Source organism: Geodermatophilus sp. SYSU D00766 (assembly GCF_054049915.1).
Map to the genome: position 1 here is coordinate 13,134 of NZ_JBJGYI010000008.1, position 13,896 is coordinate 27,029.

Here is a 13,896-nt window from a genome sequence, read left to right on the forward strand (position 1 = left end):
GGTCAGCCGCTGATCCGCTTGTAGAGGTCCGGTGGTGCGGCACCGCCGGCCACGACCGCCGTCGACCACGCGTCCAGCTGGCGGGTCAGCTCCGGCAGGTCGGCCCCGATCGCGGCGAGGACCGGCTCCATCGCGGCGTCGGTGCGCGCCTCGACGTCGTCGCGCAGCCGCCGCCCCTCCTCGGTGAGCCGGCCGCCGGCGACCAGCCCGCGCCGCTCGAGGTCGGCGTCGGCATCGGCCATCGCCTCCGGCGACCAGCCGCGGGTGCCGGCGTAGGCGGCGTGCTCCCAGCCGACCCAGTACTCGGTCAGCAGGTTCATCTGGACGGCGGTCAGGCCGGCGGCCACGTTGGCGGCCTGGTGGGTGTCGCCGCGGAACTCCCGCAGCAGCGTCGCCGCGTGCCACAGCTGCCCGAGCGGGTCGGCCGGCCAGGGCAGCGACAGCTGGCCGGCGAACAGCGGGCGGCCCACGACGTGCGGGGCGGCCGCGTCGGCGCCGCGGCGCAGGGCGGCGACCGCGCCGGTGACGTCGGCGTCGGGGAGCAGCTCGCGCAGCGACTCCACCACGCCCTCCTCCCGGGCCGCGAGCACGTCGGCGCGGCCGGCGGTGGCCCGCGCCTGCTCGTACCAGCCGGTGAGGACGCCGGGCTCGAAGACGCCGAAGGCGGCGACGACCACCGGGGCGGCCGGCGCGCCCATCGGGGCGGCGCGGCCCCACACGTACCCGGTGAGGAAGTCCAGGCCGAGCGCGGCGAGCCGGTCGTTGACCGGCCGGCCCCACCAGCTGATCGTGGCGATCGGCTCGGCGGCGTCGCGCAGCCGGCGGCCGGGGGTGTCGGGGATCCCGGCGGCGGGGCGCTCGGTCTCCGGCGGGGTGAGGAACAGCTGCTGCGCCAGCGCGTAGTCCACCCGGGCATGGTGCGCGCGCGACGCCGTGACGGGGAAGGCCGGGCCGGGCCCGGTGGTTGTCGGGCAGGTCCGGTCCCGACCCGTCAGGAGCCGCCATGACCCTCGCCGTCACCGGTGCCACCGGACAGCTCGGCGGGCGGGTCGCCCGCCGGCTCGCCGCCGCCGGGACCGACCAGCGGCTGCTGGTGCGCGACCCCGCCCGCGCGCCCGGGCTGCCCGGCGCCACCGCCGTCCGCGCGCCCTACGCCGACGGCGACGCCGTCCGCGCGGCCCTGGAGGGCGTCTCGACGGTGTTCATGGTGTCGGCGTCGGAGACCCCCGACCGGGTCGACCAGCACCGCACCTTCGTCGACGCCGCCGTCGCGGCCGGGGTGGCGCACCTGGTCTACGTGTCCTTCCTCGGGGCGGCGCCGGACGCCACCTTCACCCTGGCCCGCGACCACTGGGCCACCGAGGAGCACGTGCGCGCCCGCGGCCTGCCGGCCACCTTCCTCCGCGACTCGCTCTACGCCGACTTCGCGCCGGCGCTCGTGGGGGAGGACGGCGTCCTGCGCGGCCCGGCCGGCGACGGGCGGGTGGCGATGGTGGCGCAGGACGACATCGCCGACGTCGCCGTCGAGGTGTTGCGCGACCCGGCGGCGCACGCCGGGCGGACCCACGACCTCACCGGCCCGGAGGCCCTCACCCTGGCCGAGGTCGCCGAGGCGCTCACCGCGGTCTCGGGCCGGCCGGTCCGCTACCACGCCGAGACGGTGGCGGAGGCCTACGCGTCCCGCGCCCGCTACGGGGCGCCGGGCTGGCAGGTCGACGCCTGGGTGTCGACCTACACCGCGATCGCCGCCGGCGACCTGGCGGCCGTCTCCCCGGCGGTGCCCGAGCTGCTCGGGCGGCCGGCGCGCACGCTGGCGGAGGTGCTGCGCGGGCCGGCGGGCCCGGCCCGGTGAGTCAGGCCCGGCGGGGCGGGTAGACGACGCCCGTGCGCCTGCCCGGTCCCTCGGACCTCCTCGACCTGCCCTGGACGCTCGCCGACTCCGTCCGCAGCCTCAGCGCCGCCCTGCCCCGCGCCGAGACGCTGCTCCCGCTGGCCGACGACGTCCTCCGCCGCGCCCGCGCGCTGCTCGACGGCGCCGGCCCCGCGGTGGCGCGTGCGGCCGCGGTGGGTCCCGAGGCCGTGGAGGCGGCCGCCGGGGTGGTGCAGCGCCTCGCCGCGACGCTCACCCCCGAGCGGGCCGCCACCCTGGGCGCTGTGGTCGACCGGCTGGGCACCGCCCTGTCACCGGACCGCGTCGAGGCGCTGACCCGGACGGTGGACACCCTCCGCTCACGGGCCGACGTCGTGCCGCGCGTCCTGGACGCCGTCGACGGCCTGCTGTCCTCGGGACGGCTGGACCGGCTCGCCGACGGGCTCGACCGGGCCCTGGCCACCGACCTGCTGCCCCGGCTGGACCGGGCGCTGGACCTGCTGGGGGACGAGCGCCTGGACCGGGCGCTGGACGTGGTGACCGACGCGCGCCTGCAGCGGGCGCTGGACCTGCTGGCCGACCGGCGCGCGGAGCGGGCCCTGGAGCTGGCCGCGGACGACCGGGTCGGGGTGGCCCTGCACCTGGCCGCCGACGAGCGGGTCGGCCGGCTGCTCGACCTGGTCTCCGACGAGCGGATCGGCCGGGCCCTCGACCTCGCCCTGGACGACCGGATCGGGCGGGCGCTCGACGTCGTCGTCGACGACCGGGTGGACCGCACCCTCGGCATCCTGACCGGCGAGCGGGTGGAGCAGGCCCTGCAGCTGGCGGCCGACGACCGGGTCCGCGCGCTGCTCGACCTCGCCGCCGACGAGCGGGTGCGCCGGCTGCTGGACCGGCTCGACCGCGAGCTCACCGACGACGCCGCCCGCGCGCTGGGCACGCTGCTCGACCGGCTGCCCGCGCTGCTCACCGAGGACCGCACCGCCGCCCTGGCCACGCTCGCCGACCAGGTGCCGCGGCTGCTGCGCGGACTGGAGTCGGGGCACCTGCCGACCACCGCCGAGCTGGGCCGGGTGCCGACGGACCTGCACGCGCTGCTCGAGCTCATCGACGACCTGCACCAGGTGGTGTCGGGCCTGCCGGGGGCCGGCCGGGCGCGCGACCGCGGCGACGACCCGCACCCGCAGGTCGAGGACCCCCGGCCGCCCGACGACGACCCCCAGCCGCCGGCCGAGGACGTCCAGCCGCCGCCGGCGGAGGACGTCCAGCCGCCGCCGGCGGAGGACGTCCAGCCGCCGCCGGCGGACGAGCTCCCGCCGCCGGCCGGTGATGCCCCGCAGGGAGGCTGAGGGAGCCCGGGTCAGCTCCGCGGGCGCCGGCCGATCCGCGAGCCGAGCCAGGTGATCGGGTCGAACCTGCGGTCCACCACGCGCTCCTTGAGCGGGATGATCCCGTTGTCGGTCAGGTGGATGCCCTCCGGGCACACCTCCGTGCAGCACTTGGTGATGTTGCAGTAGCCGAGGCCGAACTCCTCCTGCGCGGCGTTGCGCCGGTCGGTCGTGTCCAGCGGGTGCATGTCCAGCTCGGCCAGCCGGATGAGGAACCGCGGGCCGGCGAAGGCGCGCTTGTTCTCCTCGTGGTCGCGGATGACGTGGCAGGTGTCCTGGCAGAGATAGCACTCGATGCACTTGCGGAACTCCTGCGAGCGCTCGACGTCGACCTGCTGCATGCGGTGGTTGCCGTCGGGGTCGCGCGGCCGCGGGGTGAACGCGGGGATCTGCGCGGCCTTCTCGTAGTTGTAGGAGACGTCGGTGACGAGGTCCCGGACCACCGGGAACGTCCGCAGCGGGGTGAGCGTCACCGTCTCGTCCTCGCCGAACGAGCTCATCCGGGTCATGCACATCAGCCGCGGCCGGCCGTTGATCTCCGCGCTGCACGAGCCGCACTTGCCGGCCTTGCAGTTCCACCGGACAGCGAGGTCGCCGGCCTGGGTGGACTGCAGGCGGTGGACGACGTCGAGCACGACCTCGCCCTCGTTGACCGGCACGGTGAACGTCTGCAGGTCACCGCCCGAGGCGTCCCCGCGCCACACCCGGAACGTCGCGTCGTAGGTCACGCCGAGCCCTCCTCGAAGATCTCGGCGAGCTCGGCCGGCATCTGGGGGAGCGGTTGCCGGGTCAGCGCGACGGCCCCGTCGGGGCCGACGGAGCAGACGAGGTTCGTCCGCGCCCACTCGGCGTCGGTGGCGGGGAAGTCGTCGCGGGTGTGCCCGCCGCGGCTCTCCTGCCGCTCCAGTGCCGCCCGGGCGATGCACTCGCTCACCAGTAGCATGTGCGGCAGGTCCAGGGCGAGGTGCCAGCCGGGGTTGTACTGCCGGTGGCCCTCGACGGACAGGCGCGCCACCCGTTCCCGCAGCTCGCCGATCCGCTCGAGCGCCTGCCGCATCTCCGGTTCGGTGCGGATGATCCCGACCAGGTCGTGCATCGTCTGCTGCAGCTCGTGCTGCACGGTGTAGGGGTTCTCCCCGCCCTCCCGCTCGAAGGGGGCCAGCGCCGCCCGGGCGGCGTCGGCGAGCGCGTCGTCGGCGAGCAGTCCCCGGGTGTGCTCGCGCTTGGCGGCGTGCTCGGCCGCGGCCAGGCCGGCCCGCCGGCCGAAGACCAGCAGGTCCGACAGGGAGTTGCCGCCCAGTCGGTTGGACCCGTGCATGCCGCCGGCCACCTCGCCCGCGGCGAACAGGCCCGGCACCCGCGCGGCCTCGGTGTCGGGGTCGACCTCCACCCCGCCCATCACGTAGTGGCAGGTGGGGCCGACCTCCATCGGCTCGGCGGTGATGTCGACCTCGGCCAGCTCCTTGAACTGGTGGTACATCGAGGGCAGCCGCTTGCGGATGTACTCCGCCGGCCGGCGTGAGGCGATGTCGAGGAAGACGCCGCCGTGCGGGGTGCCGCGGCCGGCCTTGACCTCGCTGTTGATCGCCCGGGCGACCTCGTCGCGGGGCAGCAGCTCCGGGGGCCGCCGGTTGTTCTTCTTGTCGTCGTACCAGCGGTCGGCCTCGTCCTCGGTCTCCGCCGTCTCCTTGCGGAAGAAGTCGGGGATGTAGTCGAACATGAAGCGGTTGCCGGCGGAGTTGCGCAGGACGCCGCCGTCGCCGCGCACGCTCTCGGTCACGAGGATGCCGCGCACCGACGGCGGCCAGACCATCCCGGTCGGGTGGAACTGGACGAACTCCATGTTGACCAGCGTCGCGCCGGCCTGCAGCGCCAGGGAGTGGCCGTCGCCGGTGTACTCCCAGGAGTTCGAGGTGACCTTGTAGGACTTGCCGATCCCGCCGGTGGCCAGCACCACCGACGGCGCCTGCCAGGCCACGAACCGCCCGGACTCGCGCCAGTAGCCGAACGCGCCGGTGACGCCGTCGTCGTCGGTGAGCAGCCGGGTGACCGTGCACTCCATGTAGACGTCGATGCCGAGCGCCACCGTGCGCTGCTGCAGGGTGCGGATCAGCTCCAGGCCGGTGCGGTCACCGACGTGGGCCAGCCGGGCGTAGCGGTGGCCGCCGAAGTCGCGCTGGCTGATCAGCCCGTCGGCGGTCCGGTCGAACAGCGCGCCCCAGTCCTCGAGCTCGCGGACCCGGTCGGGGGCCTCCTGCGCGTGCAGCTGGGCCATGCGCCAGTGGTTGAGCATCTTCCCGCCGCGCATGGTGTCCCGGAAGTGCACCCGCCAGTTGTCCTCGGGGTAGAGGTTGGCCATCGCCGCGGCGATGCCGCCCTCGGCCATCACCGTGTGCGCCTTGCCGAGCAGGGACTTGCAGACGACGGCGGTGCGCGCCCCGCTCTCGGAGGCCTCGATCGCGGCCCGCAGGCCCGCGCCTCCCGCCCCGACGACGACGACGTCGTACTCGTGCTTCTCGAGCTCCATCAGAAGAACCTCGGGTCGGAGATCGTGCCGGTGGCCAGGAGGAAGACGTAGAAGTCGGCGAACGCGACCGTGAACAGCGAGATCCACGCGTACTGCATGTGCCGGCCGTTGAGCCGGGAGGCCAGCGTCCAGGCCCGGTAGCGCAGCGGGTGCTTCGAGAAGGAGTTGAGCCGGCCGCCGACGATGTGCCGGCAGGAGTGGCAGGAGACCGAGTACAGGAACAGCATCACGGCGTTGACCAGCAGGATCAGCGTGCCCAGCCCCATGTGGCCCCACTCGCCGGTCTCGTCGCGGAACCCGCGGACAGCCTCGTAGAAGAGGATCACGTTGAACACCAGCGCCGCGTACAGGAAGTACCGGTGGACGTTCTGCCCGACGAGGGGGAACCGGGTCTCACCGGTGTAGCGGCGGTGCGGCTCGGCCACCGCGCAGGCCGGCGGGGACAGCCAGAACGACCGGTAGTAGGCCTTCCGGTAGTAGTAGCAGGTCAGCCGGATCCCCAGCGGCAGCACGAGGATGTAGAGGGCGGGGGAGATCCAGGCCGGGCCCTCGAAGAACTCGGGGAAGCTGTCGCCCTCGCAGCGCGTGGTGATGCACGGCGAGTAGAACGGCGAGATGTAGGGCTCGGCGGAGTAGTAGGCGTTCTGGAAGGCGCGGAACGTCGAGTAGGCGATGAACAGCAGCAGCACGACGACGGTGACCAGCGGCTGGACCCACCAGCGGTCGGTCCGCAGCGTCCGCGCCGCGATCGTCGCCCGCCGCGGCGCCGGACCCCCGCTGCCGCGTCCGGCGGACACCGCCCCGGAGCCGCGGGGCGCGGTGGTGGTCACCGGCGCGCCGTCACGGGTGCGCCCACCCGTGCCGGGGCGTCGACCGCCCCGCGCGCCGTCGTCACTCCTGCTCCAGGGACATCGCTGCCTCCAGATCGCTCTGACGCCGCCGGGAGGGCGGGGCCGCAGTCCACCACGGACGTGCGCACCGGGGAAAGGGGCTGCGCCGGGGGTTCCGCGACCGGCCGGTTCCCCGTGCCGCGGGGGTGCCCCGAGGTGTCGGCGACGCCGGGGACGGGCATCCCCGGTCCGTGTCGGATCCACGACCGGGAGAGGACGACGTCGACCGCGACGACGCGCAGGCGCTGTCGCGGGCCACGGGCGACGGCGGCGGCGGGGGGCCGGACGCCGACGCGACGACCGGGACCGGCGACACGGGGACCTTCGTCGGGCGGGTGTCCGGGCAGGACGTCGGCTACGCGGAGGAGACCGGTGCCGAGCGGCGGGCGGCCGCGCAGCAGGACGACTGACCGCCGCCGATCCGGGCACTTCCGCGGACGTGCCCGCTGCGCCGTCGGCAGGAGCAGGATGCGGGCATGCCCCTGTTCACCGGTGTCGGCGTCGCCCTGGTCACCCTCTTCCGCGAGGACGGCGCCCTGGACGCGCCGGCCACCGCCGACCTCGCGGCGCGGCTGGCCGGCCTCGGCGTGCGCTGCGTCCTCGTCGCCGGGACGACGGGGGAGGCGGCCGCCCTGACCGCCGAGGAGCGGGACGTGCTCGTCGGCGCGGTGCGCGCGGCGGTGCCGGCGGGGGTCCCCGTGCTCGCCGGCACCGGCGCACCCACCGGCCGGCAGGCCGCGGAGCTGACCGGGCGTGCCTTCGCCGCGGGCGCGGACGCCGTCCTGGCGCTCTCGCCGCCCGGCGTCGCCGACCCGCGGCGGTACTACGACACCGTCGCCGAGGCGGCCCCCGGGCCGCTGCTGGCCTACCACTTCCCCGGTGCGGCCGCGCCCGGGATCCCCGTCGACCTGCTGCCCGACCTGCCGGTGTCCGGGCTCAAGGACTCCTCCGGCGACGCCGGGCGGCTGCTGCACGAGCGTGAGGTCCTCGCCGGCGACCTCTACACCGGGGCGGCGTCCCTGGTCGGGCTGTGCGGCGCGATCGGGGCCGCCGGCTCGCTGGTGGCGGCCGCCAACGCCGCCCCCGAGGAGTGCGTCGCGGCCTCCGGGGGCGACGCCGGCGCCCAGGTGCGGCTCGCCGCGCTCGACCGCCGGGCGTCGGCCGACTTCCCGGCGGGCTACAAGCGGGCGGCCGCGGAGCGCTTCGGCACGTCGGTGGTCACCCGGCTCGGCGGCTGACCGCGCTCAGTGCGACTCGCGGCTCACCGCCGACCCGCTGGAGCCGACCAGGAAGTCCAGGTCCGCCCCGGTGTCGGCCTGCAGCACGTGGTCGACGTAGAGCCGCTCCCACCCGCGCCGGGGGGCGGCGAACCCGGCGAGGGTCGCCTCGCTCGGCCGGCGCCGGGCCAGCTCGTCGTCGGGGACCTCGACGTCGATCCGCCGCGCGGCGACGTCCAGGGTGACGACGTCGCCGGTGCGCACCCGGGCCAGCGGCCCGCCGGCGGCCGCCTCCGGCGCCACGTGCAGGACGACGGTGCCGTAGGCGGTGCCGCTCATCCGGCCGTCGCACACCCGCACCACGTCGCGCACGCCCTGCTCGAGCAGCTTCCTCGGCAGCGGCAGGTTGGCGACCTCGGGCATGCCGGGGTAGCCCCGCGGGCCGCAGCCGCGAAGGACGAGCACGGAGTCGGCGTCGACGTCGAGGCCGGGGTCGTCGACGCGGGCGGAGAAGTCCTCGATGGAGTCGAAGACGACTGCCCGCCCGCGGTGCCGCATCAGGTGCGGCGAGGCGGCGGCCGGCTTGATGACGGCGCCGGAGGGCGCGAGGTTCCCGCGCAGGACGGCGATGCCCCCGTGCTCGAGCAGCGGCTCCGCGCGCGGCCGGACGACCTGCGGGTCCCAGGTCGCGGCGTCGTCGAGGGTGTCGACCAGCGGTTGCCCGGTGACGGTGCGCGCCGTCGGGTCGAGCAGGTCGCGGACCTGGGCCAGCACGGCGGGCAGGCCGCCGGCGCGGTGGAGGTCCTCCATGAGGAACCGGCCCGCCGGGAGCAGGTCGACGAGCACCGGCACGCCGGACCCGATGCGGTCGAAGTCGTCGAGCGTCAGGTCGATCCCCAGCCGGCCGGCGATCGCCAGCAGGTGGACGACGGCGTTGGTGGACCCGCCGATCGCGGCCAGCGCCACGATCGCGTTGGCGAAGGACGCCTTCGTCAGGAAGGTCGAGGGCCGGCGGTCGGCGGCGACCATCTCGACCACCAGCCGGCCGGTGCCGTGCGCGGCCTCCAGCAGCCGGCTGTCCGCGGCCGGGGTGCCGGCGACCCCGGGGACGACGGTGCCCAGCGCCTCGGCGACCAGCGCCATGGTCGAGGCGGTGCCCATCGTGTTGCAGTGCCCGCGGCTGCGGATCATCGCCGACTCCGACCGGGTGAACTCCGCCGCCGACAGCGTGCCCGCGCGGACCTCCTCCGACAGCCGGAACACGTCGGTGCCGCAGCCCAGCGGCACCCCGCGGAAGGTGCCGGTCAGCATCGGGCCGCCCGGGACGACGACGGCCGGCAGGTCGACCGACGCGGCGGCCATCAGCAGGGCCGGGATGGTCTTGTCGCACCCGCCGAGCAGCACCAGCCCGTCGACCGGGTTGGCCCGGAACGCCTCCTCCATCTGCATCGCGGCGAGGTTGCGCCAGAGCATCGCCGTGGGCCGCACCTGCGTCTCGCCCAGCCCGAACACCGGCAGCTCCAGCGGGGTGCCGCCGGCGGCGTGCACGCCGTCGCGCACCGCGGCCGCGACCTCGGTGAGGTGGCGGTTGCAGGGCACGAGGTCGGAGGCGGTGTTCGCGATGGCGATCTGGGGGCGGCCGAAGGCGTCGTCCGGGAGCCCGCGGCGCATCCAGGCGCGGTGGATGTAGGCGTTGCGGACGTCACCGGCGTACCACTGCGCGCTGCGGAGGGTCACGGCCGCCATCCTGGCGCCGTGTCGAGGACCATGCGCGCGGTCGTGCTCACCGGACCGGGAGCCTGCACGGTGCAGGAGGTGCCCGCGCCGGCCGCCGCCCCGGGCGAGGTGGTCGTCGACGTCGAGCGGGCCGGGGTCTGCGGCACCGACGTCGAGCTGTTCACCGGCGAGATGTCCTACCTGCACAGCGGGCACGCGGCCTACCCGCTGCGGCCCGGGCACGAGTGGTGCGGCCGGGTGAGCGCGGTGGGCGACGCGGTCGACCCCGCGTGGCTGGGCCGGCGGGTCACGGGGGACACGATGCTCGGGGACGGGACCTGCCGCCGCTGCCGGCGCGGGCGGCAGCACGTGTGCGAGGACCGGCAGGAGGTGGGCATCCGGGGCGGCCGCCCCGGCGCGCTGGCCGAGCAGCTCGCCGTCCCGGTGGGGTCGCTGCACGCGCTGCCCGACTCCGTCGACGCGACGCTCGGCGCGCTCGTCGAGCCGGGCGGCAACGCCTGGCGGGCGGCCCGCGCGGCCGCGGCCGGCCCCGGCGACCGCGCCCTGGTGATCGGGCCCGGGACGATCGGCCTGCTGACGGCGGCGTTCCTCCGTGCGGCGGGCGCGGAGGTGCACCTGCTCGGCGTCACCGCGTCCTCGCTCGCGTTCGCCCGCGGTCTCGGCTTCGCCGCCGCCTGGACCCGCGACACGCTGCCCGACCTGCCCTTCGACGCCGTCGTCGACGCCTCGACCGACCCGGGTTCCCCGGCGCTGAGCCTCGAGCTGGTCGAGCCCGCCGGCCGTCTCGTCTGCATCGGCATCGCCGGCACGCCGAGCACGATCGACACCCGGAGGCTGCTGCTCGAGGACGTCACCGCGGTCGGGATCCTCTCGGCGTCCCCGGGGCTGGCGGCGACGGTCGCCGCCTACGCGGCCGGTGCGGTCGACCCCCGGCCGCTGGTCGCCGCCACCGTCGGGCTCGGGGAGGTCGGCGCGGTGCTCGCCGGCGGACGCCCGGAGGGCAGCGGCGCCGGGCCCAAGGTGCACGTGGACCCGCGGCTGCCCGCCTGACCCGTGCACGACCCCGGACGTGCACGGGGGCACGTCCGCGGACGTGCACGGGGGTCAGACGCGCAGGGCGTCGTCGTCCCGGTCGTCGTCGCGCTCCTCGCGCAGGGTGGGCTGCCCGGCCGGGACGGCGGCGTGCGCGCCGGACCGCAGCAGCGCCTGGAGCTCCTCCTCGGACTCCACCGCCTCGCCGCGGGCGACCATGCCGGCGTGCTCGGACAGCGGGATCTCCCGCAGCGCGAACGACAGCAGCAGCGCCACGGCGAGGATCGGCACCAGGTACCAGAACACCGGCGCCAGCGAGCTCGCGTAGGCGTCGACGATCGCCGTCCGCAGCGGGTCGCCGGCGGCCTCGACCGCGGCCGGCACCAGGGTGTCGGGCGAGGTGATGCCGGCCTGGACGGCCTGCTCGGCGTTGCCGGCCAGCGCGCCGGCGAGGTCGTCGGCCAGCCGGCTGGTGAACAGCGTGCCGAAGACGGCGACGCCGAGGGTCGCGCCCACCTCGCGGAAGTAGTTGTTCGTGGAGGTGGCGGTGCCGATCTGGCGGGCCGGGACCGCGTTCTGTGCGGCCAGGACGACGTTCTGCATGATCAGCCCGAGGCCGCAGCCGAGCGCGAAGAACATCGCGCCGATCGTCCACAGCGACGTGCCGCCCGACAGCGTCGTCATCCAGACCATCGTCGCGAGGATCACCGCGACCCCGGCGATGGTGAACCGCTTGTACCGGCCGTCCTTCAGGATGAGCGACGCCGAGGTCTGGATGGTCAGGATGATCCCGGCGGTCATCGGCAGCATGAGCAGGCCCGAGTTCGCCGCGGACAGCCCCGAGCTCATCTGCAGGAACGTCGGCATGAAGGCGATCGCCGAGAACATGCCCAGGCCCACGGCCATGCCCAGTGCCGTGGCGACGACGAAGGTCGGGTTGCGGAACAGGCTCAGCGGCACGATCGGCTCGACCGCGCGCCGCTCGACCAGCACGAAGGCGACCGCCGAGACCACCAGCGCGGCGAGGAGGGCGAGGGCCTGCCAGGAGCCCCAGCCGTCACGACCGCCGACGTCGGTGAACAGCACCAGGGACGTGGTCGCCGCCGACAGCGCGGCGATGCCCGCGACGTCGAGCGGGGTGGTGCTGCGCCTGCGCGGCAGGCTCAGGGCGGAGAAGCCGATGGCCAGGACGGCGACGCCGACCGGCACGTTGATCCAGAACGCCCACTCCCAGCCGAGGGCGTCGTGGTCGGTGAAGAAGCCGCCGACGAGCGGCCCGACGATGGCCGACAGGCCGAACAGCGCGCCGATCGGCCCCATGTACCTGGCCCGCTCCCGGGCCGGGACGATGTCGGCGATGATCGCCTGGGAGAGGATCATCAGGCCGCCGCCACCGAGACCCTGCACGCCGCGCCAGGCCACCAGCCAGGTGAAGTCCGGCGACAGGGCGGCGCCCACGCTGGCGACCGTGAACAGCCCGATCGCGACGAGGAACAGGTTCCGCCGACCCCAGAGGTCGCCGAACTTGCCGTAGATGGGCATGACCAGGGTGGTGGCGAGCAGGTAGGCGGTGGTCATCCACGCCATGTGCGAGACGCCGCCGAGGTCGCCGACGATCGTCGGCATCGCCGTCGAGACGATCGTCTGGTCGAGCGCGGCCATCAGCATGCCCGCGAGCAGTGCGGAGAAGATCAGGTTGACCCGGCGGCGGGTCAGGACGATTGGCGGGGCGGAGCCGTCGACGGGCGGGGACTGCACGGGTTCTCCAGGGGTCGTTCGGCGGTGCCGCGGGCGCGCGGCACCGAGGGGGAGCGGACGACGGCGGCCGCTCGGGGGATCAGGGGCGCGGGGCGGGGAGCCCGGCGGCGAGCGCGTCCCACGCCTCGTCGACGAGGGCGGGCAGCGAGGTGGTGCAGTCGCTCGCCAGCCAGGCGCGCAGGGCGGCGCGTACGGCCGTCCCCGAGACGGCCGCGAGCAGGGTGGGGTAGACGTCGCCGGCGGCGTCGGTCCCCGTGCGGACGGCGACGGCCTCGGCCAGCGCCCGCTCCGCGGAGTTGAAGACGGCGTGCAGCCGCCCGACGAGCACCGGGTGGGCCTCGATGACCCGCAGCCGCAGGGGCCACAGTCCCTCGGGCTCGTCGGCCATCTCGGCGGCCTGCTGGGCCTGCACGGCGCGCAGCGCGTCGACCGGCGACTCGTGGGCGGGCCGGGCGGCGAAGCGCTCGGCGGTCTGGGCGACGGCCGAGGCGTCGATGCCCACGACGGCGTCGTCCTTGGTGGGGAAGTAGTTGAAGAACGTGCGCGGGGAGACACCGGCCCGGGCGGCGACGTCGTCGACGGAGACGCCGTCGAGGCCGCGCTCGGCGACCAGCTGCAGCGCCGCCTGGTGCAGGGCCAGGCGGGTGGCGAGCTTCTTGCGCTCGCGCAGGCCGGTGCTCACCCGGACATCATGGCGCGAACCGTGCAGACCGTGCAATGTTGCGTGCACTGCACGGCGTGTCGGGGCGTTCCTGCTGGGGTCCCTGGTCGGCCGTGTCGACGTCTCGGGCGGCGTCCTCCCTCACCGCCGGGCGTCCTCCCGCACGGTGCGCCGTCGGGGAGGACGACCCACGATCAGGTCACCTGATCCCGGCGCGACCGGCTCAGTCGGGATCGCGCCGGCGCTCGATCGCCTCGAGGACGGTCTTGCGGCCCTTCCCGAGCTCGCGCTCGGCCCGCTCCGCCCGGTCGAGCTGCGAGTCCCCGTGCATCCGGCCCACCCGCTCGCGCGCCTCGAGGGCCGTCACGTCGAGCAGCTCGGCGGCCTTGCGCGCCTCCTTCGCGGCGTCGGTGTCGGCCACGTGCTGCTCGTCGGACCCGCGCTTGCGCGCGTCGGTGGCCCGCTTCTCCTCGTCGGAGAGCAGCTCCCACGCGGCGTCGGGCAGGTACCGCTTGGTCCCGTCGGAGCCGCGGGCCCGGTCGTCGCCGTCGGCGGTGTGCCAGTCCTGGCCGGTCCACTCCTGCAGGTGCCGCTGCGACTCGGTGCGCTGCCCCTCGTGCCGGTAGCCGCCGCCCTGCGCCTCGTACTCGTGGGCGAGCAGCTGGCTCTTGCGGGCGCTCCACTGACCGGGCCGCCCGCCCCGGTCGCCGGCCTTGATCTCCTCCTTGAGCCGCGCGCGCAGCTCCGGTTCCGTGTAGTCCTCGGCGTAGTCCTCGGCCGACTTCCCGCTCATGACACCGCGGTACCCGATCCGGC

At 75.6% G+C, this 13,896-nt stretch carries 13 protein-coding genes; 5 read left to right on the plus strand and 8 right to left on the minus strand.

Features of this window, described 5'->3' with window-relative positions:
* Positions 1-2 precede the first annotated feature (2 nt).
* Positions 3-908: an SCO6745 family protein gene (locus tag ACI8AD_RS08830; protein WP_456870156.1), complete on the minus strand. Its 906-nt coding sequence runs from the start codon at positions 906-908 to the stop codon at positions 3-5.
* A 95-nt stretch (positions 909-1,003) separates the two neighbouring features.
* Here ACI8AD_RS08830 and ACI8AD_RS08835 point away from each other — a divergent pair, with 95 nt between their 5' ends.
* The gene (locus tag ACI8AD_RS08835; RefSeq protein WP_456870157.1) at positions 1,004-1,852 is read left to right on the plus strand and encodes an SDR family oxidoreductase; all 849 of its coding nucleotides are present in this window, start codon (positions 1,004-1,006) and stop codon (positions 1,850-1,852) included.
* A 32-nt stretch (positions 1,853-1,884) separates the two neighbouring features.
* Positions 1,885-3,219: a hypothetical protein gene (locus tag ACI8AD_RS08840; protein WP_456870158.1), complete on the plus strand. Its 1,335-nt coding sequence runs from the start codon at positions 1,885-1,887 to the stop codon at positions 3,217-3,219.
* Between the two features lie 11 nt (positions 3,220-3,230).
* Here the strand turns inward: ACI8AD_RS08840 and ACI8AD_RS08845 are convergent, their stop codons facing one another.
* Genes ACI8AD_RS08845 through ACI8AD_RS08855 form a run of 3 tightly spaced genes read right to left on the minus strand, consistent with a single transcriptional unit; the run spans position 3,231 to position 6,615 of the window.
* A complete protein-coding gene (locus ACI8AD_RS08845; protein WP_456870159.1) occupies positions 3,231-3,986 on the minus strand; it encodes a succinate dehydrogenase/fumarate reductase iron-sulfur subunit in 756 nt (251 codons plus the stop codon).
* A complete protein-coding gene (locus tag ACI8AD_RS08850) occupies positions 3,983-5,785 on the minus strand; it encodes a fumarate reductase/succinate dehydrogenase flavoprotein subunit (protein ID WP_456870160.1) in 1,803 nt (600 codons plus the stop codon). Before ACI8AD_RS08850 ends, ACI8AD_RS08845 begins: the two co-directional genes overlap by 4 nt.
* Entirely contained in the window at positions 5,785-6,615 is an 831-nt protein-coding gene (locus ACI8AD_RS08855; RefSeq protein ID WP_456870161.1) for a hypothetical protein, read from the minus strand. Before ACI8AD_RS08855 ends, ACI8AD_RS08850 begins: the two co-directional genes overlap by 1 nt.
* A 251-nt stretch (positions 6,616-6,866) precedes the next feature.
* Between ACI8AD_RS08855 and ACI8AD_RS08860 the strand changes: the two genes are divergently transcribed.
* Complete coding sequence (locus ACI8AD_RS08860) at positions 6,867-7,085, plus strand: hypothetical protein (RefSeq protein ID WP_456870162.1); 219 nt, start codon at positions 6,867-6,869, stop codon at positions 7,083-7,085.
* A gap of 66 nt (positions 7,086-7,151) precedes the next feature.
* On the plus strand, positions 7,152-7,913 hold the full coding sequence (locus ACI8AD_RS08865; protein ID WP_456870163.1) for a dihydrodipicolinate synthase family protein: 762 nt from the start codon (positions 7,152-7,154) through the stop codon (positions 7,911-7,913).
* Positions 7,914-7,919: 6 nt separating this feature from the next.
* On the opposite strand, the gene ACI8AD_RS08870 is transcribed toward ACI8AD_RS08865, so the two are convergent.
* On the minus strand, positions 7,920-9,638 hold the full coding sequence (locus ACI8AD_RS08870; RefSeq protein WP_456870164.1) for an IlvD/Edd family dehydratase: 1,719 nt from the start codon (positions 9,636-9,638) through the stop codon (positions 7,920-7,922).
* Between the two features lie 9 nt (positions 9,639-9,647).
* Between ACI8AD_RS08870 and ACI8AD_RS08875 the strand changes: the two genes are divergently transcribed.
* Entirely contained in the window at positions 9,648-10,679 is a 1,032-nt protein-coding gene (locus ACI8AD_RS08875) for a zinc-dependent alcohol dehydrogenase (RefSeq protein WP_456870165.1), read from the plus strand.
* 54 nt (positions 10,680-10,733) lie between these two features.
* Here the strand turns inward: ACI8AD_RS08875 and ACI8AD_RS08880 are convergent, their stop codons facing one another.
* The 3 genes from ACI8AD_RS08880 to ACI8AD_RS08890 all read right to left on the minus strand — a co-directional run bounded on the left by ACI8AD_RS08880 (position 10,734) and on the right by ACI8AD_RS08890 (position 13,873).
* Positions 10,734-12,419, minus strand: coding sequence for an MDR family MFS transporter (locus ACI8AD_RS08880; RefSeq protein WP_456870166.1), 1,686 nt, complete (start codon positions 12,417-12,419; stop codon positions 10,734-10,736).
* 79 nt (positions 12,420-12,498) lie between these two features.
* Entirely contained in the window at positions 12,499-13,101 is a 603-nt protein-coding gene (locus ACI8AD_RS08885; RefSeq protein WP_456870167.1) for an acyl-CoA-like ligand-binding transcription factor, read from the minus strand.
* 202 nt (positions 13,102-13,303) lie between these two features.
* The gene (locus tag ACI8AD_RS08890; RefSeq protein WP_456870168.1) at positions 13,304-13,873 is read right to left on the minus strand and encodes a hypothetical protein; all 570 of its coding nucleotides are present in this window, start codon (positions 13,871-13,873) and stop codon (positions 13,304-13,306) included.
* Positions 13,874-13,896: the final 23 nt, after the last annotated feature.

What these genes read in the sequence shown, in the direction of transcription:
- ACI8AD_RS08835 (WP_456870157.1), top strand. Translation starts at nt 1,004, where the DNA reads ATGACCCTCGCCGTCACCGGTGCCACCGGACAGCTCGGCGGGCGGGTC.
- ACI8AD_RS08850 (WP_456870160.1), bottom strand. Translation starts at nt 5,785, where the DNA reads ATGGAGCTCGAGAAGCACGAGTACGACGTCGTCGTCGTCGGGGCGGGA.
- ACI8AD_RS08865 (WP_456870163.1), top strand. Translation starts at nt 7,152, where the DNA reads ATGCCCCTGTTCACCGGTGTCGGCGTCGCCCTGGTCACCCTCTTCCGC.
- ACI8AD_RS08870 (WP_456870164.1), bottom strand. Translation starts at nt 9,638, where the DNA reads ATGGCGGCCGTGACCCTCCGCAGCGCGCAGTGGTACGCCGGTGACGTC.
- ACI8AD_RS08890 (WP_456870168.1), bottom strand. Translation starts at nt 13,873, where the DNA reads ATGAGCGGGAAGTCGGCCGAGGACTACGCCGAGGACTACACGGAACCG.